We start from the raw sequence: 19079 nt of genomic DNA, 5'->3' as shown, positions 1-19079 counted from the left end.
CCTCGCTTGCGGCGTGAGCAAGCGCGAGCCCTCGAAGGCTGAGCTCGATCGCGAGTTCAGCGAGCTCTACCGGACGCACCTGCGCGACGTCTACAGCTACGCCTACTACCGCGTCGGCAACCACCACGACGCCGAGGACCTAACCGAGCAGACGTTCCTGCAGGCTTACAGACACTACGCCCGGGCACGCGCCGAGGCCAACGGCAGGCCGTTGCGGCCGTGGCTGATTCGCATCGCCCACAACCTCGCCGCCAACCTGCACCGCGACCGCAGCCGCCGGCCGCAAACCGCGCTCGACGAGGCGAGCCCGCTGCCGAGCCCGCTCGACACGGAGACGCTCGCCGCCGAGCGCGCCGAGGTGCGCGAGGTGCTGGCGTGCGTCGTCGAGCTGCCCCAAGACCGCCGCGACGCGCTTGTTATGCGCTTCGCCCTGGGGATGGACAACCGCGAGATCGCTCGTGCACTCGGGCGCTCGGAGGGCGCCACGAAGGTGCTGCTGCACCGTGCGATCCGCCAGCTCGAGCGGGCCCTCGCCGAGCGGCGCGGCGAGACGGGCGAGCCGGCCGAGGGGCGCGACGCCAACAGCCGCGATGCGCGCGAAGGTAGGGCGGAGGTGAGAGCGCACCGTGACGCGTAGCGTTCCAGCGAAAAATCGGTACTTGGTAGTGAAGGCGAACGAGCGTTCCGTGACGAACCGCGGGCGATGGGTGTGCTGACGCGACCGCTATGAGCGAAGCAGACGTCGAAACCTTGCTGCGCAGCGCGCTGCGGCCGGTGGAGCCGTCGCTAGGGCTGCGTGACAGGCTCGAGAACAGGCTGCGCGGCGTTCGCGACGCCGCTGCCGACGAGCTCGCCGACTGGGAGCTGAAAGCGCTGCGCGATCCGCGCCGTTGGTTGCGGGCTGTGATCGCCCTCGTAGCCGGTGGCGCCGCCGCCACGGCGCTGGCGCTCCTGCGCTGGCAGCACGCGCGGCGCTCGCGGTCACGCGGCGCGCGCAGGGTGGTATCCGCGGCGGCTGCGCGCGCGGCGTCCCTTCGGCGCCTGGCCCGCGCGGCCCGTCGCCGCTCATGACCGCCCGCGGCACTCTTCGGTCCTGGGGCTGCCGCAGCAGGCGTGGTGCCGCCAGTTGAAGCGGCTCGCAGGCAAAGAAGGCCGCGATTCTGAGCACGACAAGGGGCGCCGCCCTAAGGGCGGCGCCCCCGCAAGTTGCCCGCGGACGCAGCGACCGGACGGACCCCCCACACCGATCCCTTCGCTCGGTGCCCGCGGTGTAGCCCCCGAACCACGGGTCGGCAGTTCGCGCGGGTGGCCTGAGCCGCTGGCCGCGCAGCTGGACGGATGTCCTACGTAAAGCAACTTTCGGGATTGACGATTCACCACTACGCAGGCGCCACAGGCAGGGATGCGAGCTGGGCGCCGAGGAGAGCGAAAGCCCCGACCTGTCGACGCAAGGAGGTCCCCCGCCGATGTCCGTCCGCGCGATCGGAGGCGCTGGAAGCGCCATCACCGCCGCTGTGGTCGTGCCGCCTCAGCTGGGTGAGCTCTCGTTGAGCGCGGTCGCTGCGATCACCTGTGCGGTGCTGCTTCTTTTCCTCGCGATCGGCGAGATCGCCCGTCGCGCCGAGGAGCGCGCCACCGGCGAGCACGACGTGCTCGACCCGGCGCTCGATCGTCAAGCCGTGCTCGAGCGCGTCGCGTTCGTCGAGGAACGACAGCGCTGACAGGCGCACTCCGGTAGTGCGAGTGGCGGGGAGCGACGGCGGTGATCCCCGACATCGTTCCGCCTCTGCTCGTCGTTCTGTTTTTGCTCGCCTTCGACGTCCAGAACGTCGCCGCGGGGATGAGCTGGCGTGTGGTGCGGCCCACAGGACGCACCACACGCGACTACACAATCATTGTTCCTATCTGGGGAGATCCCCGCTACTGGGGCAATCGCGAGCACCTCGAGCCCTACAAGGATCGAGTCCTGCTCGCCTGCAACGTCCACACACCGCAGATGGCGGCGTTCGCAGACCGGATCGAGCGCGAAGGGTGGCGTGTTTTCCGCACCTGGGACGACCCAAAGATCAGCCCGGCGCAAACGATCCGCAAGGCTCTGGCCGCTGTCGATACGAAATGGGTGCTACGGCTCGACGGCGACTCCTTCCCGGCCGATGATTTCGGCAAAGCGGTAGCGGCAGCCGAAGACGCCGATGCCGACGTGTGCTCGGTGAAGGTGCTCCCGTCGCGGCGTCACACGGTCGCCGAACAGCTGCAAGGCGTCGAATACGACATCGCTATGCGCGGGCGCCACGTGCGCCCGTGGGCTACCTCAGGTGCCTGTCACATCGTGCGCACCGAAGCGATGCGGACGATCATGCGCAAGCACTCGCTGTGGTTTTTCGGTGAGGACATCGAAACCGGCGTGATTGCCGAGCACCTGCAGCTCAAGGTGCGTCACGTCGACTTTGTCGTCTACACCGTCGTTCCCGAAACGTTCCGACAGCTGTTTAAGCAGCGGCGCTGCTGGTGGGCAGGACACTTCCGTCTTTCGGTGTTGAACTTCGAGCAGCAGATTCGCTTCCCGGTTCTCGCTATGTACAACGTCGGCTTGATCTACCTGCTATTGCACGGCAAGTGGCATGAACTCATCACGGCGACGCAGGTGATTCCTGTGCTGATTCTTGTGTACACGTTGCTCACCACGCTGTCGAACTGGCCTGTGCGCTCGCGCTGGCTGATCGCCTTTCCCTACTACACGCTTGCCCAGGCCCTGATCATGCCGCCGATCGGTGCGCTCCACTACTTCGTTACGCGTTTGCGCTGGCGGCGCGCCGGCCGTTACCGGATCACGTTCTTCAAGGCTCGCCCTGGCTCACCGGTCGAGTTGCGGTCCCACACCCTCGCTGCACGCGCTGTGCGGCTGGCCTGGCACGTTGCTTTCCTGGTCGCCATCGCTGCGCCGGTGGCCGTCGCGGTGACGGCGGCACAGCTTGCGTGAGAAGCGATCGGGCGGCTGGCTGCAAGCAGTGCTCTGCGAGGTGCACCCGGCGCCGACGCGGCGAGCGAGATGGAAAAAGGGCGACCCGCGCCGGCGCGGGTCGCCCTAGCGCAGTCGACCGGTCTCGATCGCGAAGTCGACCGATCCCGAACGTCGCGACTCAGTGCTGGGGAGCCGTGCTTGGCCGCTCGACCGCCGGCGTGGCGAGGTACGCGCCGAGGCCGACGAGCCCGATCGCGAGGTGCAGGACGTTGTCCGCGGTGTTGATCGGGATGATGCCGAGGATCGACTCGCCCGAGCCGATCACGAATCCCCAAACGGCGACCACGATGTAGACGACGCCGAGCAGGATCGCGTACGTCCGGGAGCTCGCGTAAGAGCCTGCCGCGGCGAGCCCGAGCGCTCCGGTCGCGATGTGCACGAGGTTGTGCCAGCCGTTGATGTCGAGGATCCCGAGGATCGCGTCGACGTCTCCGGGCGATCCGAAACTCGCCGAGTAGAAGAAGCCGACGATCCCGGCGACCACCAAGACGGCTCCGAACACGAGCGCGTACAGCTGTGCTGGCGCGCGGTTTTCCATCCTTCCCTGACCTCCTACCTGTGTGGTGACGTTGGGCTTGCGCCTCTCACTACTCCTATACGCATATGGCGACGGTACGGTTGCCCAGCTGTTGTCACGCGCGAGGCGGTTCGCCCGTGCTTGCCAGCCAGCTAGGCTCCGCGGCGTGCCCGTTTGCTACCGCCACCCGCGCCGTGAGACCGGCGTGTCCTGTTCGAACTGCGGGCGCCCGATCTGCCCCGAGTGCATGACGAGCACACCGGTGGGGATGCGCTGCCCCGAGTGCTCGGGCGAGACGACGCGCGTGATGCGCGGGGCGGCCGCGGCGGTGCCGCGATTCACCTACGCCCTAATCGCCCTCAATGTGGCGGTGTTCGCGGGCGAGCTGCTCGCGGGCGGCGCCGCTACCGGCGGTGGCGGGGCCGGCTCACTGATCGCCGACGCCGGGTTATCGCGGGCGGCGGTAGCGGCCGGCGAGTGGTGGCGGATCGTGACCGCCGGGTTCCTCCACGCCGGCGTCTTCCACCTCGCCTTCAACATGCTCGCGCTGTACGTGCTCGGCACGATCCTCGAGGAGCGGCTAGGTCAAGCGCGTTTCGTCGCGATCTATCTCGCGTCCCTCGTGAGTGGCGCGTTGGGGGCGCTGCTTTTGTCCCCGACGGGGATAACGGTGGGTGCGTCGGGCGCGGTGTTCGGCCTGATGGGTGCGGCTGCTGTGCTGTTGTGGCGTCAGGGCATACCGCTGTTCGAGAGCGGACTCGGCGCGTGGATCGTTCTCAACTTGCTGATCACCTTTCTCGTGCCGCGGATCTCGATCGGCGGGCATCTCGGAGGGCTCGCCGGTGGGGCGCTGGCGGCGTTGCTCGTCGCAAGCGCACCGGCCGTCGGCCTGCGCGGACAAAGCTCGGCGCTTGCCGCGTTCGCGGTCGCTGCGGGCGCGTTCGTCGCTTCCCTGGCGGTCGCCGGCGGGTCGTACTAGTCCCGCTGCCACCCGTCGCTAGCGGCGCTGGCTCGGCGCCGCACCAGCGCGGGCGAGATCGACCTCGACCGCGCGTCCCCGACCGGGGCTGGCCACAAGCTCGCGATGCAGCATGTGGCCGAGTAGCTCGATCCCGTCGGCGAGGCGCGGGCCGGGACGCGAGAAGTAGGCCGAGGCGTCGACAGCGACGACCCGCGCGCCGAGCGGCGCGAGCGCGTCGTGCATGCGCAGCGCTTCGCTGCCAGCTTGCTCGACGCGGTAGCCGCACGGCATCACCACCACCACTTCGGGGGCGGCGAGCGCGATCTCCTCCCACGTGGCGCGTCGCGACGGCTCTCCCGGCATGCCGAGCACGTCCTCGCCGCCGGCCAGGGCGATCATCTGGGGAACCCAGTGTCCGGCGATCCACGGCGGATCGAGCCACTCGAGAGCGACGACGCGCGGGCGTCGCCCGACACCCGCCGTGGCGCGCTCTACCCGCTCGATGCGCCGACCGAGCTCGTCGGCGAGCTCCTTGCCGCGCTCCGGCACGCCGCAGGCTTCGGCCAGACGCTCGATGTCGGCCAACGCCTCGCCGAGCGTCGCTGGATCGAGCGCGAGCACGCGTGGGCGCGACTCGACGCGTGCCGCCACCGCCAGCACGTCGTTGTAGGAGACGGCGCAGACGGTGCAGACCTCCTGGGTGACGATCAGGTCGGGCTGCAGTGCGGCGAGCAGCGCAGCGTCGAGCTCGTAGATCGCTTGCCCGCCGCCTAGGGTTTCCTGCACGCGCCGGTCGATCTCGCGCGCGGGGAGGCCGGGAGGGAGTACGCTGCGCGTTAGCTTGGGCAGCGCTTCCGCTTCGGGCGGGTAGTCGCACTCGTGCGTCACGCCAACCACTTGCGCGCCGAGCCCGAGCGCGAATAGCGCTTCCGTGGCCGAGGGAACCAGCGAAACGATCTTCACGCCGGAGTCAAAGATGGCACGTCTCGACGATTCCGCGATCGCCCAGCGACTTGCGACGCTCGCCGGTTGGCGACGCGAGGGGGAAACGATCGTCAAAGAGTTGCGTTGCGGCGATTTCGCCGGTTCGGTGCGGATGCTTGCGCGGATCGCTGAGGTCGCCGACGAGCTGAACCATCATCCCGATGTCGCGATCTCGTGGGACCGGTTGCGTCTCACGCTCACCACCCATTCGGCCGGCGGGCTGACCGAGCGCGACTTCGAACTCGCGCGGCGGATCGACGAGATCACCGACCAATAGAGCGGTCAGGCGCGCTAGCGGCCGGTAGAGCGGTGGCGCGCGGGTGGTGTCGCCGCGGCGGCCAGTCGCCGAAGTGACCGGTGGCCGATGTTTTCGGTCGCCGCGGCTCGGAGCTTTGTCGGTATCGGCGTGCCGCTCTAAAGCGCTCTTTTGCCCGGTCGACGATAAGCGGCAAGGCCGGCCGTAGCGGCCGTCCTCGCACGACCGAGGCGACGGCCCGCGGCCGCCCGGATGCCGTCATGACCGAACCTTCCCGCTACGAGGGCCCCGGCTCTGCGCTCGACCACCGTGCGCGTGCGGTGCCACGCTCCGATCGTCGCGATCGATGTAGCGGTGGGGGCGAGGGAGCAGACCTCGCGCAGCTGTCGGCGCACCGCAGCGCAAGCGGCGTCGGAATCTCGGAGGCGGACGATCCTCTCCGTGCCGCTCAAGAAGCGGTGGAGCGAGCGCTGGCCGGGCGCGACCTGCAAGCGGGTGATGCGGTGGTGCTCTTCAGCGCAGGCTTCCAAGACCCTGTGGGCGCGTTCGAGCGTGCTGCCGACGCGGTGTCGCCGGCGCGCCTTGTGGCTTGCTCGAGCGACGGTGCCTTCACTGCCGCGGCCACCATCGCGACGGGGTGCTGCGCCGTGCATCTCTCGTCGCGACGTCTCCGTCTCGGGATCGCTCGCTGCGATCTCGGCTGCGAGCTGGCCGGTGCGGCACGCGCTGCCGCCGAGCAGGCGCGGGCGCAGGCGACCGCCGAAGGCAAGGGCCGACACGCCGCGCTCGTGCTGCTCAGCGACGGTCTCGCCGGCGACCAGCGCGAGATCGTTCGCGGTGCCTACGAGGTGACGGGCGCCGCGGTGCCGATCGTCGGCGGAGCGGCGGGAGACGACCTGCGCATCACCCGCACGTGGCAGTACGCCGATGGCGCCAGCACCAACAGCGTGGTCGCGCTCTGGATCGAGTCGAGCGACCCGATCGGCGTCGGTGTCGCCCACGGTTGGCGCCCGGCGAGCGCCCCGATGCTCGTCACGCGTGCCGCGGGGAACGTGATCGTCGAACTCGAGGGCAGACCGGCACGAGACGCCTACCTCGAGGCGCGCGACCGCCCGCTCCCTGACGCTCAGCCGTTCGCGACGTTCGCGATGGACCACCCGCTCGGAATACCGAACGCCCGCGGGCGCTACGACGTGCGGCACGTGCTGGACGCCACCGATGGCGGGTTGGCGATGTTCGCCTATGTCCCCGAGAACACGGTGGTGCAGGTGATGGAGGCGAGCGCGGAGGAGTTGCTGGAGGGCGCCGAGGAGGCGGCGCGTCAAGCGCGTGGCGAGCTCGCCGGGCCAGCCGCGACCGTGCTTGCTTTCTCGTGTGCAGCGCGCAAGCCGATCCTCGGGCACGCCGTAGTCGAGGAGCCGCGGCGGATAGCGAGCGCCTGCGGTACGAGCCGGCTCTGCGGGTTCTTCACCTACGGCGAGTTCGGGCGGGTAACCGGCAGCACGGGCTTCCACAACGCGAGCGTCGCGGTGCTCGCGCTGTCCGCTTGAGAGGGGCGGCGAGATGCACCAGGCCCCCCTTCGCAGCTCGGAGGATGGGTGGGAGCAGGCTCTTCTGCGGCTGCGCGAGGAGAACGAGCGTTTGCGCACCCGCCTTGCCGACGTCGAACGCCGCGCGAGCCAGGCGTTGATGCGGGCGACACGGCTGGCTCAGGTCGTGTCGCTGCTCGGCCGTTCCGATCCCGGCCGCGGCGCGCCGCTCGAGCTCGCCGCGACCGACATCGCGTCGCTCTTTTCAGCCGACATATGCGTGGTGCTGGTCGGGCCCGACGACGACCTCGCGATCGCCTCTCGCTGGGGTCTCGCCGCCCACGCCTCGCCGGAGCGGCCGGTGCCGCTCGGCGACGAGCTACGTGCCGCGCTGTCGCGCGACGCGGTGCTCGTGTCGATGGGCGACATGCTGCTACCGAGCTGGCTCGCCGGCTACGGCCTCGCGCACGTCGCCTGGACACGGCTCGTCGGTAGCCGCGAGGTCGGGGTGATTGTTGTAGGCCGCCGCGCCGACGAGCCCTTTTCGCGCGCCGACGAGGCGGAGCTGCGTGCGGTCGCCTACCGCATCGCCACCGCCGTCGAGAACGAACAGTTGCGGCAAGCCCGTGAAACGCAGCTGCGGCGCCTGCGCCGCTTGCACGAACTGACCGTGGAGCTGAGCGCGGCGATCGACCCCGAGGCGGTCGCCAGATGTCTGGCACGCGCTGCCAGCGACGGCCTGCGGGCGTCGGCGTGCGGTGTTTACATCGCTCGCGGGGCGCTGCTGGAGCTCGTCGACGCGCGCGTCTCTGAGGCGGGGCGCATACCGCAGCAGCTGCCGGTGCGCGACGCGGCGGCGTCGCTCGCCGCGGACGTCGCCCTGCTCGAGCTGCGTGACGGCGACCAGCTGCTCGGCGCGGTCGCCCCCTCGCCAGCGCCCGAGCCTGGATCGGAGCTCGATCTTGTCGTCCGCAACGCCGCCGACGTCGGCGCGCTGGCGCTGCGCCGGGCGCTGCTCTGGGAACACACGAAGGAACAGGCGCGGCTCGACTCGCTCACCGGGCTGCCGGCCCACCGCGCTTTCCACGAGCGACTCGAGGAACTTCTCGCCCACGGCTCGGCACCGCTGTCGCTCGCGCTCCTCGACATCGACGACTTCAAGCAGATCAACGATCGTTACGGGCATCCGGTTGGCGACGACGCCTTGCGTGCCGTTGCCGATGCGCTGCGCAGCGGTACGCGCGGCGACGACGAAGCGTTCCGCATCGGCGGCGAGGAGTTCGCCGTGGTGATGCCGGCGACCGAAGCAGCGAGCGCGCTGCGTGCTGCGACACGCCTATGCGAGCGCGTGCGAGCGATCGCCGCTCCCGTGAAGCTGACGATCAGCGTGGGTGTCGCCGAGGCGGGCGTGCATGGCACGAGCCGCGACGAGCTGATCGCCGCGGCGGATGGGGCTCTCTACAAGGCCAAACGCGCGGGCAAGGACCGCGCCGTGCTTGCCGATCGGCCTGGGAGCGGCGCCGGCGCGAGAGGTGCGGCACAGTCGGGTCCGCGGGGAGCGCCCGAGCGCCACCGCCTGGCGGTGATTGAGGGTGGCGCAAGCGACAAGAGCGCCGGCGGGAGCGACAAGCAGCGCGCGGCGGGGGATCGCGACGAGGCGGAGGCGACGGCGATCCCGTCGCGACGACCGCACGCGCCTGCCGATCGGCTCCGGCTAGCACAACCCCAGGGAAGCAAGCGCACAGTGGAGGAGGCGTTGGGGCCCCAGCTTGCCGCTCTCGTCGCGGCGCTCCACCGGCGCGACCCTGCGAGCGAGACGCACACACGGTTGACGCTGCGGCTGGTGCGAGAAATCGCTCGCCAGGCCGAGCTCGACGCGCACACGACGCTCCTCGCCGAGCGCGCGGCCCGCGTTCAGGCGCTCGGCAAGCTCGCATGGCCACCGGAGATGCTGCGCTCGCAGCGGCCGCTCGACCGCAGCGGCTACGAGCTCGTGCGCGTTCACACGCTGGCGGGGGAGGCGCTTTTGCGCGGTCTCGGCGCGATCGAGCTGGCGCGGATCGTGCGCTCGCACCACGAGCGCTTCGACGGCTGCGGCTATCCCGACGGTTTGCGCGCCGACAGCATCCCGCTCGCGGCGCGTTTGCTCCACCTCGCCGAGGCGATCGCGGCGATGTCCCTCGATCGCCCCTACCGGCGCGCCTTGACACCGGCGCAGGTAGCGGAGGAGCTCGACCGCGAGCGTGGGCGGCAGTTCGATCCCGACCTTGTCGACGCTGCCCTGTCGATCCCCGGAGCGCCGTTCGCCAACGTCTCGAGCTGATAGCGTGTTTGTGAGCTTCCGCCGATGAGCGACGACGATCCGCCTCGAAGTAGCGAGCCGCTGAACAGCGCAGGGTCGGCCCCGTCGGTGGGGAGGTGGCCAGCGACTTGACGCCGCTGCTGCTGATTCTCGCCGTACTTGCCCTGATCGCTCTCAACGGCTTTTTTGTCGCTGCCGAGTTCGCGCTCGTGCGCGCGCGCCAAAGCCGCCTGGAGGAGCTCGCCAAGCAGGGCAGCGGCGGCGCTCGCGTCGCGCTCCGCCAGCTCGAGCGCATCGACCAGTACCTCGCGGCCTGCCAGCTCGGCAACACGATGACCGCGATCGGCATCGGTTTCCTTGGCGAGCCAGCGGTGGCGAAGCTGGTCGAGCCGCTGCTCACCGGAACGCTGGGCGACGCTGTCGCTCTGGGTTTATCGGTGACGCTTGCCTACGTAGTAGTGACCGCGCTGCATATCGTGCTCGGCGAGCAGGTGCCGAAGCTGTTCGCGGTTGTTCACGCCGAGCGCTCGGTGGTGTTGCTTGCGCGCCCGCTCGGCTGGTTCAACACCATCTTCGGGCCTGCGGTCCGCGTTCTCAATGGTGCCACCAACTCCGTTTTACGCTTGCTGCGTGTCGATCCGCGTAAGGAGTTCGAGGAGGACGTAACCGCCGAAGAGCTCAAGTACCTGGTGGCGCGCGGACTGCGCGCGGCGAAGCTCGACCCGGGCGAGGCGGGGATGCTGTCGGGCGTCTTCCACCTCCACGAGCAGCAGGCGCACCACGTGATGACGCCGATCCCCGCTGTCGTCACGTGCGACATCTCGGAAAGCGCGGGTGTTGCACTGCAGCGCTGTGTCGACTCGGGACACACCCGCCTCGTCGTCACCGAGCAGGGCTCGACCGACAAGGTGCGCGGGGTCGTGCACGTCAACTCGCTGGCGCGACGCGTGCTCACGCACGGGTTTGACGCACCGATCGACGACGCCGTCAAGGACGTTTTGATCGTGCCCGAGACGAAGCCGCTCGACGACCTGCTCGCCGACCTTCAGGGCGAGCGTGCGTCGCTCGCGGTCGTGATCGACGAGTACGGGCGGACGGTCGGGATCGTTACGGTCGAGGACATCCTCGAGGAGATCGTCGGCGAGATCGCCGACGAGACCGATCCGGTCGTCACCGGCGTGCGCCGCTTGCGCAACGGCGACTGGTGGGTGCGTGGGCACGTTCCGATCTCGGATCTGCGCGACTACGGCATCGATCTCGCGATCGAGCCGGGCGATTACAACTCGATCGGCGGCTACGTCTTCGGTCAGCTCGGTCGTTTGCCGAAGCGGGGCGACCTGGTGCGCATCGACGGGTTTTCGCTGCGCGTCGAGTCGGTGCGCGAGAACCGTGTCGAAGCGGTCCGCATCCGCGACCACCGCGGCGAGCCAGAGCCAGCGTCAGAGAGCCAGAAAGACGGCCGCAAGCCCGGCCGCAACGGTCAGAAAGACGACCGTGCCGACAGCGGGCGTACGACTTCTTCAGAGCCGCCGCCTCCCGGCGAAGGCCGGCCGGTCGAACAGGCGGCGGCCGACCCCAACCAGCGGTCGGGTTGACGAACTAGAAGGTCGCGGTCGTGCCGGGCCCGCGGTGCCGTGCGCTGCACCGGCCGGGGGCAAGGCGAGTCGTGGTCAAGTCGCAGGCGGCGTGTCGACATCCGTTCCGACCGCTTGCGCTCGAGCCGCTGCTGCAGCTATGCGCTCGGCGAGAGCGATCGTGCCCCGCAGGGCCCACGGATGAGCGCGCGCCACCGCACACACAAGCTCGTCGGGACAGATCTCGCGTTCTTCGACGGAAGGGTTGGGGGTGGCGCCGGGGCGCCGCGCCGCGACACCGATATCGGCACTCCCGTCGGCTCCGAGGCGCCGCACGATTTGACTGTTCGCAACGAAGAGCTCGACGAGCGGTCCCCCCTCGTCGTGCAGCCGCGCCAGAAAGTCGTCTACGAACGCTTCGCGAGCGCTGTGGCTCGCTGCAAGACGGAGCGGGTGGATCTCGGTGCGAGCAGCTTCGAGTAACCGCTCGAGCGCCGCCGCCCCCGTTGCACCGCGTGCGGGTCAGATCCTGAAGCACAAGGCCGCACGTCTTCCGAAAGGAGGGGTCGAGGTGCCCAGCACGTTGTCACCTCCGAGACCGTCCAGCGAACAGAGCGGTGTCGGCAGCCAAACGGTGCGGACGCCAAGTCCGCTGCTGAAGGAGCCGGCACTGGGACGTGGACGCGAACCACGGTCGCCTTGATCTTGGGTGGCTTGGCGGCCTTCGCGGCTCTCCTGAGCCTGATCATCGCGCTCTTCGCGATCGCGAAAAGCAGCGAGCGTCGCGACGCCGCGATCGCATCGGCACCGTCTCAGACGCGAGCGGCGCGCGCGACTCGAGGAGCGCAAGCACACATCCGCTACGAGAGCTTCAAGCGCGTAGACCCAACGTTGCCGTCCGTCCCGCCCGGTGCCGTGAAGGTGTTTCGCGTCGGCGTCACCCAGCACGTCGTGAAGGTGGCGCCGAACCTGCCCCCGACCGAGGTGTGGAGTTACACGGTCAACGGTCGTAGCTATCCGGGGACGGGGGCATCGCCACCGATCGTCGTCAACCAGGGCGATCGCGTGCGGATCGAGTTCACGAACGGCGGCGGTCGCACCATGCACGTGACGATGCCGCACTCGATCGACTGCCACTCGGCCGAGGTGGCGCCGAGTCGTCACTACGTCGACGTCGCGCCGGGCAAGACAAAGGTCATCGCGTTCACTGCCAAGCACCCCGGTGTGTTCATGTATCACTGTGCCACCCAGCCCGTTCTCTGGCACGTGGGCAACGGGATGGCGGGCATGATGGTGGTGAGGCCGCGTGGTCTGGCCCCGGTCGACCGCGAGCTGTGGGTGACGCAGCAGGAGCACTACCTCGGCAAGCCGGGCGCCCCTGGCGATCTCGCGCAGATGGGCGCCCGTAATCCCGACGTCGTCGCCTTCAACGGTTACGCCAACCAGTACAAGCAGGCGCCGATCACCGTTCGGCGCGGCGAGCGGATCCGGATGTGGGTTCTCAACGGGGGTCCGAACCGCTGGAGCGCGTTCCACGTGATCGGGACGGTGTTCGATCGCGCGGTCGTCGAGAACACCGTTTTCCGCTCGAGCCAGACCATCAACCTCGCGCCCTCGCAAGGCGGGTACGTGGAGTTCACGCTCGACGAGGAAGGTGCCTACCCGTTCGTCGACCACTCGTTCGCTGACGCGGCGCGGGGTGCTGTCGGCGTCCTGCAGACCGCCGGCGCAGCGGAGACGAGCGTCCGCTCACACGGTGAGCGCGCCAGCTCGCGAGCAGCCCGGTCGAGCGCGCTCGGCCGCGGCAAGGTTGCGGTCGAACTCGGCGAGATGTACGTGCGCCCGGCAGCCCATACGGTGAAGGCCGGCCGCGTGACCTTCGTGGTCCGCAACGCCGGGCAAGCGATGCATCGCTTCGCTGTCGGCCGTGCCCCTCTTCCGATGAAGGGGGCCGAGCCGTCGCCCGCTGCCGCCCTGGCGCGCGGCAGGATGCTGGGGTCCTGCGCCACGGAGCGGGTGACGGTCACCCTGCGACCGGGTCGCTACGTGCTCTGGTGTCTCGTCCCCGGCCACTATCTGGCCGGACAGAGGACGACGATCGAAGTGGTGCGCTAGCGCCCCGGTCGACCTCCGATCCACCCCGAACCAAGCTGGGGGCCGGCTCCGCCGGCCCCCAGCGCTCTGTCTAGTCGGAGCCGTCCACGCCGTGCGCGTGTCGCTCACTCGTACTCGTAGAAACCGGCCTTGGTCTTGCGCCCGAGGCGACCCTGGGCGATCAGGTCGCGCACCCGCTGCGGAATCTCGACCCCGATCGATTCGCCGATCGCAGCCGAAACGTCGAGCCCGACGAAGTCGAGGAGCGCCAGCGGCCCCATCGGGTGGCCGGCGCCGAGCTTCATGCAGGTGTCGATCGACTTCGGGTCGAGGCCGGTCTCTTCGAGCAGGCGGACGGCGTCGAAGAGGTACGGGAAGAGCAGGCGGTTGACGACGAACCCGGGCACGTCGGGCACCTCAACCGCGACCTTCCCGAGCTGATCGCACACACCCTTGAGCAGCGCCCGCGTCTCCTCGCTCGCCTCGGCAGGAAACGCGAGCTCGACGAGCTTCATCTTCTCTACCGGATTGAAGACGTGGAGGGCGCCGAACCTTTCCGGCCGGCCGCTGGCGGTGGCGAGCTCGGCCACCGACAGCGAAGAGGTCGTGCTGGCGATGGGGGTGTCCCCGGGCAGCGTCGCGTCGAGGCGCCCGAGCAGCTCCCTCTTTACGGCCAGTTCCTCGGCTACCGATTCCACGACCAGGTCGCAGCCAGCGAGGTCGGCGAGCTCGCTCGTCACCGGCAGGTCGCGCTTGAGTCGCTCGCGCGCCCGCTCGGGCGAGCGCGCCCACACCAGCACCTCGATGCCGGCGTCCGCCGCCGCTCGTGCCAATCCGGCGCCGATGGTTCCGCTCCCGACGATGCCGAGCTTTTGCACCTGTTGCGCGGCCAAGTTTCCTCCTGGTTTCTCGCTCGCTTCGCTGTGCTGGACTGTTCGCGCGGGACGCCGGCGACCGCTCGGACGCCAACCGGCGCGGCGACGCGTGCCGGGCGGTGCGGGCGGCGTTCGCGCCGTACGAATCCCGTAAACTGACGGCAGATGTTTGGCTGGCCAGCCAAGATGGCTGACCTGCCGGTCAGGAGGACCGTACCCTAGCGCCGACGCGCGCGCGGCGGTGCTCGGGGCGGAGGTTCCAAAAGCCGCGCAACGGCTGACAGTCGGGAGGAGGCACGAGCGAGATGAGGAACGGTCCCGGACGCGAGGTCGTGATCGTCGAGGCCGCGCGCACACCGATCGGTCGCGGCCACCCCGAAAAGGGCTACTACAAGGACGTTCATCCGAACGCGCTGCTCGGCGCCTGTTACAAGGCCGTGATCGAACGGGCGGGGATCGAACCCTCGCTCGTGGAGGACGTGATCTGCGGCTGCGTGCAGCAGTACGGCGAGCAGTCCTTCAACATCGGGCGCAACGCCTGGCTGCAAGCGGGGCTGCCGATCGAAACGCCGGCCACCACCGTCGACCGACAGTGCGGGTCGGCGCAGCAGGCGGTGAACTTCGCGGCGGCCCAGATCGCCGCCGGCGTGCACGACGTGGTCATCGGTGCCGGCGTCGAGCACATGGGCCACATCCCGATGGGCATCGGCTTCAAGTGGGCCGACGACGTCGGTACCCCGTGGCCGCAGGAGCTGCTCGAACGCTACGCGCTCGTGCCCCAGGGGATCTCCGCCGAGATGATCGCCGCGAAGTGGGAGATCCCGCGTTCCGAGCTCGACGAGATCGGTCTGCGCTCCCACATGCTCGCCCACCAGGCGACCGAAGAGGGTCGCTTCGAGCGCGAGATCGTGCCCTTCCAAGTCAACGGCACGACCTACGTAACCGACCAGGGGATCCGTCCCGACACCAGCCTCGAGAAGCTCGCCGAGCTGAAGCCCGCTTTCCCGCAGGCGGCGCCGTACGTGGGCGGCGAAGAGAACCTCAAGGTGACCGCCGGCAACTCGTCGCAGATCTCCGACGGCGCCGCGGCGGTGTTGCTGATGAGTCGCGAGAAGGCCGACGAGCTCGGGCTCAAGCCGCGGGCGCGGATCGTCGACCAGACGACGGTCGGCGTCGACCCCGTGATCATGCTGACCGGCCCGATCCCGGCGACCAAGCGGATCCTCGAGCGCAACGGGATGACGATCAACGACATCGACCTGATCGAGATCAACGAGGCGTTCGCGTCGGTCGTCGCCGCCTGGCGCCGCGAGCTCGAGCCGGACATGGACCGCGTCAACGTGAACGGCGGTGCGATCGCGCTCGGCCATCCGCTTGGCTCGACCGGTGCGCGGCTCATCACCACGCTTCTCCACGAGCTCGAGCGCCGCGACGCCGAGATCGGTTTCGTGACCATGTGCTGCGGTGGCGGGCTCGGCACCGCGACGCTGATCCAGCGCGTCTAGGCGCGAGCGGCGCTGCGCACGCCAGCGAGCCGTGCCAGCACTTCGCTGCCACTGCCGCGGTCGCGATCTTCGGATCGCGGCCGCGGCCAGCGGCCACCGACGCGGCGATACCGCTCTAGCCGCGGCGGCTGCTTGGGCGCTGTCCAGAGCACGACCGTGCGCTCGCCCAGGGTCGCGGCTCGGGCGCGCGCGAGCACACGCCAACCGACGCTGGTGACGACGCGCAAGCTGGAACGGTTGTGGGCCAGCACGTAACAGAGTCCGTGGCGGTAGCCGGCGCGGGCGAGGAGCGCGAAAGAAGCCAGGGCGCGGCCGCGGGCGATACCGCGCCCGCGCTGGTCGCGGCGGGTGTAGGCGTCGTAGGCGTAAACCCATCCCGGCGGCAGCGGGATCCGGATCCCGAGCTCGGGAATCCACGCCTCTCCGGGATGCCACCATGCGGCGCCGACGAGCTCGCCGCCGCGCCAGGCGCCGATGCCGATCGAGCCCGCCGCGAGCCGGCGGGCGAGCTTGTTCGCGCCTTGGAACGGTCGCAGCTCGGCGTAGGCGGAGCTGTCGTCGTGGCCGAGCGGGGCGAAAACGACATCGCCGTCGCACAAGGCGTGCTCGCTCCCAACCTCGCTGGGCGCCGGACCGCCGTGGCGATCGTCGCTCGCCAGCGGGCGGTCGAAGAGCACAAGCGAGCTAATACCCACCCGTGCGGCAGCTGCTTCGGCCACCGCCGCCACACCGCCGACCTCCCAGCGCGATCGCAGGCGCCAGCCCAGCGACGCCATCGAGCGGAGCGCGCTCACACGACCACCCTAGCGCTTGCCACGTCTAACGACGGCACCCCTGGTTTACACCAAGAGGAAACGTTAAGTTCGGAGTCGCCATGGACCTAACGCTGTCACCGTCCGAGCAGAAGTTCCGCGACGAGCTGCGTGCGTGGCTCGAGGCCAACCATCCCGGCCCGGAACCCGAAGATCCCGACGAGGCGTTCGAGTACCGCCGTCGCTGGCAGCGCAAGCTGCACGAAGGCGGCTGGGCCGGCGTGTCTTGGCCGCGCGAGTACGGCGGGCGCGGCGCGACGGTGATCGAGCAAGCGATCTACTCCGAAGAGATGGTGCGGGCGAAGGCACCCCAGCCCGCCAACATCCTCGGCTTGCTGATGGGCGGCCCGGTGGTCATCCACCACGGCACCGAGGAGCAGAAGCGCCGCTTTCTCGAGCCAATCCTGTCGGGCGAAGAGATCTGGTGCCAGGGCTTCTCGGAGCCGGAAGCGGGCTCCGATCTCGCCTCGCTCAAGACGCGCGCCGTACGCGACGGCGACGAGTGGGTGATCACCGGTCAGAAGGTCTGGACGACTTACGCCCACAAGGCGAAGTGGTGCATGCTCTTGGCGCGCACCGACCCCGATGCACCTAAGCACCAGGGGCTCACCTACTTCATCATGGACATGGAGCAGGACGCCGTGCAGGTGCGCCCGCTCCGCCAGATCACCGGCGAAGCCGAGTTCAACGAGCTCTTCATCGAGGGCGCACGCGTGCCCGACGAGAACGTCGTCGGCGGCGTGGGTAACGGCTGGGCGGTGGCGATCACGACGCTGATGCACGAGCGCTCAGGACTCGGCGCAGCTGCCGCCGCCGGCGTGCGCCTGATGCTCGACGACCTCGTCGCGCTCGCACGCGAACGCGGGGTCGCCGACGACCCGCTGGTGCGCGACCGCATCGCCCAGCTCAAGATCGAGGTCGAGGCGCTCCGCCTAACGAGCTGGCGGGGACTTTCGCGGATCCAGCGGCACGGCGTGCCCGGCCCCGAGGGGTCGCTGCCGAAATGGCAGTGGTCGGAGATCAGCCAGCGGCTGACCGAGCTCGCTATCGAGCTGCGGGGCGAAGACGGACCCGTGTGGGACTCGCCGTGGGTCTACCGCTTTCTGCGCGCACGGGCGAACTCGATCGAGGGCGGTACGACCGAGATCCTCAAGAACATCGTGGCCGAGCGCGTGCTCGGGCTGCCGAAGCTGAGGTGAGGACATGAACTTCGACTTCAACGACGACCAGCAAGCGATCAAGCGCACGGCGCGCGAGCTGCTCGCCGCGCGCTTCAGCGCCGAGCGCGTGCGCGAGCTGGCCGAAGGCCGGCGCTACGACGAAGAAGCGTGGGCCGAGCTGTGCCAGCTCGGCTGGCCGGGGATCTTCGTCGCCGAAGAGTATGGGGGGCAGGGACTTGGCACCGTCGAGCTCGTGATCCTGGCCGAAGAGCTCGGCTACGCGCTCGCTCCGGTTCCCTTCTTGTCGCGCGCCGCCGCTGGTCTCGTGATCGCGTCGGCAGGGAGCGAAGAGCAGCGGCGGCGCTGGCTTGCGCCGATCGCGCGTGGCGAGCTCGCTGCAACGCTCGCGGTGGTGCACAACGGCGCAGGGCGGCTGGTGCCCGACGCAACCGAGGCCGAGCTGGTGGTCGCGGTCGGGCAAGGGCGCGCCCGCGTCTACGAGCGCGGCTCGTTCACCGCTGAGGAGCTCGACACGATCGACCTCACGCGCCGCTACGCACGCGTCCGTCTAGTGGGCGCGGGGGAACCATTGGCTGGCGACGCCGAACCCGGCTTCAACCGCGCGCTGGTCGCGCTCTCGGCCGAGCTCGTCGGCGTGGCCCAGCGCGCACTCGAGATGGCCGTCGCCTACGCACGCGAGCGCAAACAGTTCGGCCGTCCGATCGGCGCTTACCAGGCCGTGTCGCACCGTCTTGCGCAGATGCTGCTCGAGACCGAGAGCGCCCGTTCCCTCACCTACTACGCCGCCTGGGCAGCCGATGCCGAACCGGAGTCGCTCGAGCTGGCGGCAGCGATGGCCAAGGCTTACGCGAGCGACGCCGGGTGGCGCACGACCGCCCAGGCGTTACAGGTGTTCGGCGGCATCGGCTTCACGTGGGAGCACGATCTCCACTTCTTCCTCAAGCGCGCCCGCACCGACGCCCACCTGTGGGCGCGCGGGCGCGAGCTGCGCGACCGCGTGGCCGATCTCGCCGGGCTGGCGGCGTGAAGTGTCGCGGCGCTAGTGCAGCGCCGTTCAGACGCGATCGCCGACGTAGCTTTTGAGCCCGCGCTCGCCGGGGACGACCGGTCCCCGTGCTTCGGCGCCACGCGCGACCTCTTCGAGGTGGGCGATCCAGCGCTCGCCTTCCTGGCGCACGGGGTGGTCGTCGGGCAGCCCAACGATCAGGTTGCGGATGCGGTTGCGGATCTGCAGGGCGAAGTGCGGGGTGGCGGCGCCGACGAGCTCGTGAATGTCGGCGATCGTCGGTTCGCGGCGCAGCCGGTCGGGTCGCTCGTACTCGCTCACGGCCGCAAAAGTTAGACGCCAGCGGTTTACGGCAGTGCCCCGCCCCGTGTCGGCCGGCCGCGCGGCGGCAGGTCCTTCGCGCGGGGCTGTGGGGCGCTTGCGCGGGGCGGTAGCGAGTTTGCGCCGGCCGTCAACGAGCT

20 protein-coding genes are annotated in these 19079 nt (G+C 69.7%); 14 read left to right on the top strand and 6 right to left on the bottom strand.

What is annotated here, in order from left to right; translation table 11 throughout:
• The first annotated feature begins 13 nt into the window (after positions 1–13).
• The 4 genes from JDY09_RS07705 to JDY09_RS07690 all read left to right on the top strand — a co-directional run bounded on the left by JDY09_RS07705 (position 14) and on the right by JDY09_RS07690 (position 2980).
• Complete coding sequence (locus JDY09_RS07705) at positions 14–637, top strand: RNA polymerase sigma factor (RefSeq protein ID WP_274716350.1); 624 nt, start codon at positions 14–16, stop codon at positions 635–637.
• An 89-nt stretch (positions 638–726) separates the two neighbouring features.
• On the top strand, positions 727–1071 hold the full coding sequence (locus tag JDY09_RS07700; RefSeq protein WP_274716349.1) for a hypothetical protein: 345 nt from the start codon (positions 727–729) through the stop codon (positions 1069–1071).
• A 395-nt stretch (positions 1072–1466) separates the two neighbouring features.
• Complete coding sequence (locus tag JDY09_RS07695) at positions 1467–1721, top strand: hypothetical protein (protein ID WP_274716348.1); 255 nt, start codon at positions 1467–1469, stop codon at positions 1719–1721.
• A gap of 41 nt (positions 1722–1762) precedes the next feature.
• A complete protein-coding gene (locus JDY09_RS07690) occupies positions 1763–2980 on the top strand; it encodes a glycosyltransferase (protein WP_274716347.1) in 1218 nt (405 codons plus the stop codon).
• A 160-nt stretch (positions 2981–3140) separates the two neighbouring features.
• On the opposite strand, the gene JDY09_RS07685 is transcribed toward JDY09_RS07690, so the two are convergent.
• The gene (locus JDY09_RS07685; RefSeq protein WP_274716346.1) at positions 3141–3560 is read right to left on the bottom strand and encodes a DUF4383 domain-containing protein; all 420 of its coding nucleotides are present in this window, start codon (positions 3558–3560) and stop codon (positions 3141–3143) included.
• 184 nt (positions 3561–3744) lie between these two features.
• On the opposite strand from JDY09_RS07685, the gene JDY09_RS07680 reads away from it, so the two are divergent.
• Positions 3745–4518, top strand: coding sequence for a rhomboid family intramembrane serine protease (locus JDY09_RS07680; RefSeq protein WP_274716345.1), 774 nt, complete (start codon positions 3745–3747; stop codon positions 4516–4518).
• Between the two features lie 18 nt (positions 4519–4536).
• On the opposite strand, the gene JDY09_RS07675 is transcribed toward JDY09_RS07680, so the two are convergent.
• Complete coding sequence (locus JDY09_RS07675) at positions 4537–5463, bottom strand: cobalamin-binding protein (protein WP_274716344.1); 927 nt, start codon at positions 5461–5463, stop codon at positions 4537–4539.
• Here JDY09_RS07675 and JDY09_RS07670 point away from each other — a divergent pair.
• The 4 genes from JDY09_RS07670 (at position 5432) to JDY09_RS07655 (ending at position 11166) form a co-directional block, all read left to right on the top strand.
• A complete protein-coding gene (locus JDY09_RS07670; protein WP_274716343.1) occupies positions 5432–5761 on the top strand; it encodes a 4a-hydroxytetrahydrobiopterin dehydratase in 330 nt (109 codons plus the stop codon). The two genes, JDY09_RS07675 and JDY09_RS07670, sit on opposite strands and share 32 nt — an antisense overlap.
• A gap of 239 nt (positions 5762–6000) precedes the next feature.
• Positions 6001–7290 carry an FIST signal transduction protein gene (locus tag JDY09_RS07665; RefSeq protein ID WP_274716342.1) on the top strand — a complete coding sequence of 430 codons (1290 nt, stop codon included), beginning with the start codon at positions 6001–6003 and terminating at the stop codon, positions 7288–7290.
• Positions 7291–7303: 13 nt separating this feature from the next.
• Positions 7304–9592 (top strand): diguanylate cyclase, encoded by a 2289-nt coding sequence (locus JDY09_RS07660; RefSeq protein WP_274716341.1) that lies wholly within the window; start codon positions 7304–7306, stop codon positions 9590–9592.
• 95 nt (positions 9593–9687) lie between these two features.
• Positions 9688–11166 carry a hemolysin family protein gene (locus JDY09_RS07655; RefSeq protein WP_274716340.1) on the top strand — a complete coding sequence of 493 codons (1479 nt, stop codon included), beginning with the start codon at positions 9688–9690 and terminating at the stop codon, positions 11164–11166.
• A gap of 75 nt (positions 11167–11241) precedes the next feature.
• Here the strand turns inward: JDY09_RS07655 and JDY09_RS07650 are convergent, their stop codons facing one another.
• The gene (locus JDY09_RS07650; protein ID WP_274718002.1) at positions 11242–11544 is read right to left on the bottom strand and encodes a LysR substrate-binding domain-containing protein; all 303 of its coding nucleotides are present in this window, start codon (positions 11542–11544) and stop codon (positions 11242–11244) included.
• On the opposite strand from JDY09_RS07650, the gene JDY09_RS07645 reads away from it, so the two are divergent.
• Both JDY09_RS07645 and JDY09_RS07640 read left to right on the top strand, forming a co-directional pair.
• A complete protein-coding gene (locus JDY09_RS07645; RefSeq protein ID WP_274716339.1) occupies positions 11485–11628 on the top strand; it encodes a hypothetical protein in 144 nt (47 codons plus the stop codon). The two genes, JDY09_RS07650 and JDY09_RS07645, sit on opposite strands and share 60 nt — an antisense overlap.
• A gap of 231 nt (positions 11629–11859) precedes the next feature.
• Positions 11860–13260 (top strand): multicopper oxidase domain-containing protein, encoded by a 1401-nt coding sequence (locus tag JDY09_RS07640; protein WP_274716338.1) that lies wholly within the window; start codon positions 11860–11862, stop codon positions 13258–13260.
• A 104-nt stretch (positions 13261–13364) separates the two neighbouring features.
• Here JDY09_RS07640 and JDY09_RS07635 read toward each other — a convergent pair whose 3' ends face one another.
• Complete coding sequence (locus JDY09_RS07635; RefSeq protein WP_274716337.1) at positions 13365–14132, bottom strand: 3-hydroxyacyl-CoA dehydrogenase family protein; 768 nt, start codon at positions 14130–14132, stop codon at positions 13365–13367.
• Positions 14133–14419: 287 nt separating this feature from the next.
• On the opposite strand from JDY09_RS07635, the gene JDY09_RS07630 reads away from it, so the two are divergent.
• Complete coding sequence (locus tag JDY09_RS07630; RefSeq protein ID WP_274716336.1) at positions 14420–15619, top strand: thiolase family protein; 1200 nt, start codon at positions 14420–14422, stop codon at positions 15617–15619.
• Here JDY09_RS07630 and JDY09_RS07625 read toward each other — a convergent pair.
• Positions 15616–16413 carry a GNAT family N-acetyltransferase gene (locus JDY09_RS07625; RefSeq protein WP_274716335.1) on the bottom strand — a complete coding sequence of 266 codons (798 nt, stop codon included), beginning with the start codon at positions 16411–16413 and terminating at the stop codon, positions 15616–15618. The two genes, JDY09_RS07630 and JDY09_RS07625, sit on opposite strands and share 4 nt — an antisense overlap.
• Before the next feature lie 80 nt (positions 16414–16493).
• Here JDY09_RS07625 and JDY09_RS07620 point away from each other — a divergent pair, with 80 nt between their 5' ends.
• Positions 16494–17630, top strand: coding sequence for an acyl-CoA dehydrogenase family protein (locus tag JDY09_RS07620; RefSeq protein WP_274716334.1), 1137 nt, complete (start codon positions 16494–16496; stop codon positions 17628–17630).
• Between the two features lie 4 nt (positions 17631–17634).
• Positions 17635–18639 carry an acyl-CoA dehydrogenase family protein gene (locus tag JDY09_RS07615; protein ID WP_274716333.1) on the top strand — a complete coding sequence of 335 codons (1005 nt, stop codon included), beginning with the start codon at positions 17635–17637 and terminating at the stop codon, positions 18637–18639.
• Between the two features lie 27 nt (positions 18640–18666).
• Here JDY09_RS07615 and JDY09_RS07610 read toward each other — a convergent pair whose 3' ends face one another.
• Positions 18667–18939 carry a hypothetical protein gene (locus JDY09_RS07610; protein ID WP_274716332.1) on the bottom strand — a complete coding sequence of 91 codons (273 nt, stop codon included), beginning with the start codon at positions 18937–18939 and terminating at the stop codon, positions 18667–18669.
• Between the last annotated feature and the right edge of the window lie 140 nt (positions 18940–19079).

Origin of the sequence: Thermoleophilum album, assembly GCF_028867705.1 — a bacterium.
In the GTDB taxonomy this organism is placed as follows: Bacteria; Actinomycetota; Thermoleophilia; order Solirubrobacterales; family Thermoleophilaceae; genus Thermoleophilum.
The sequence above is the reverse complement of the archived record's forward strand: the minus strand, read 5'-3'. Positions and strand labels throughout refer to the sequence as shown.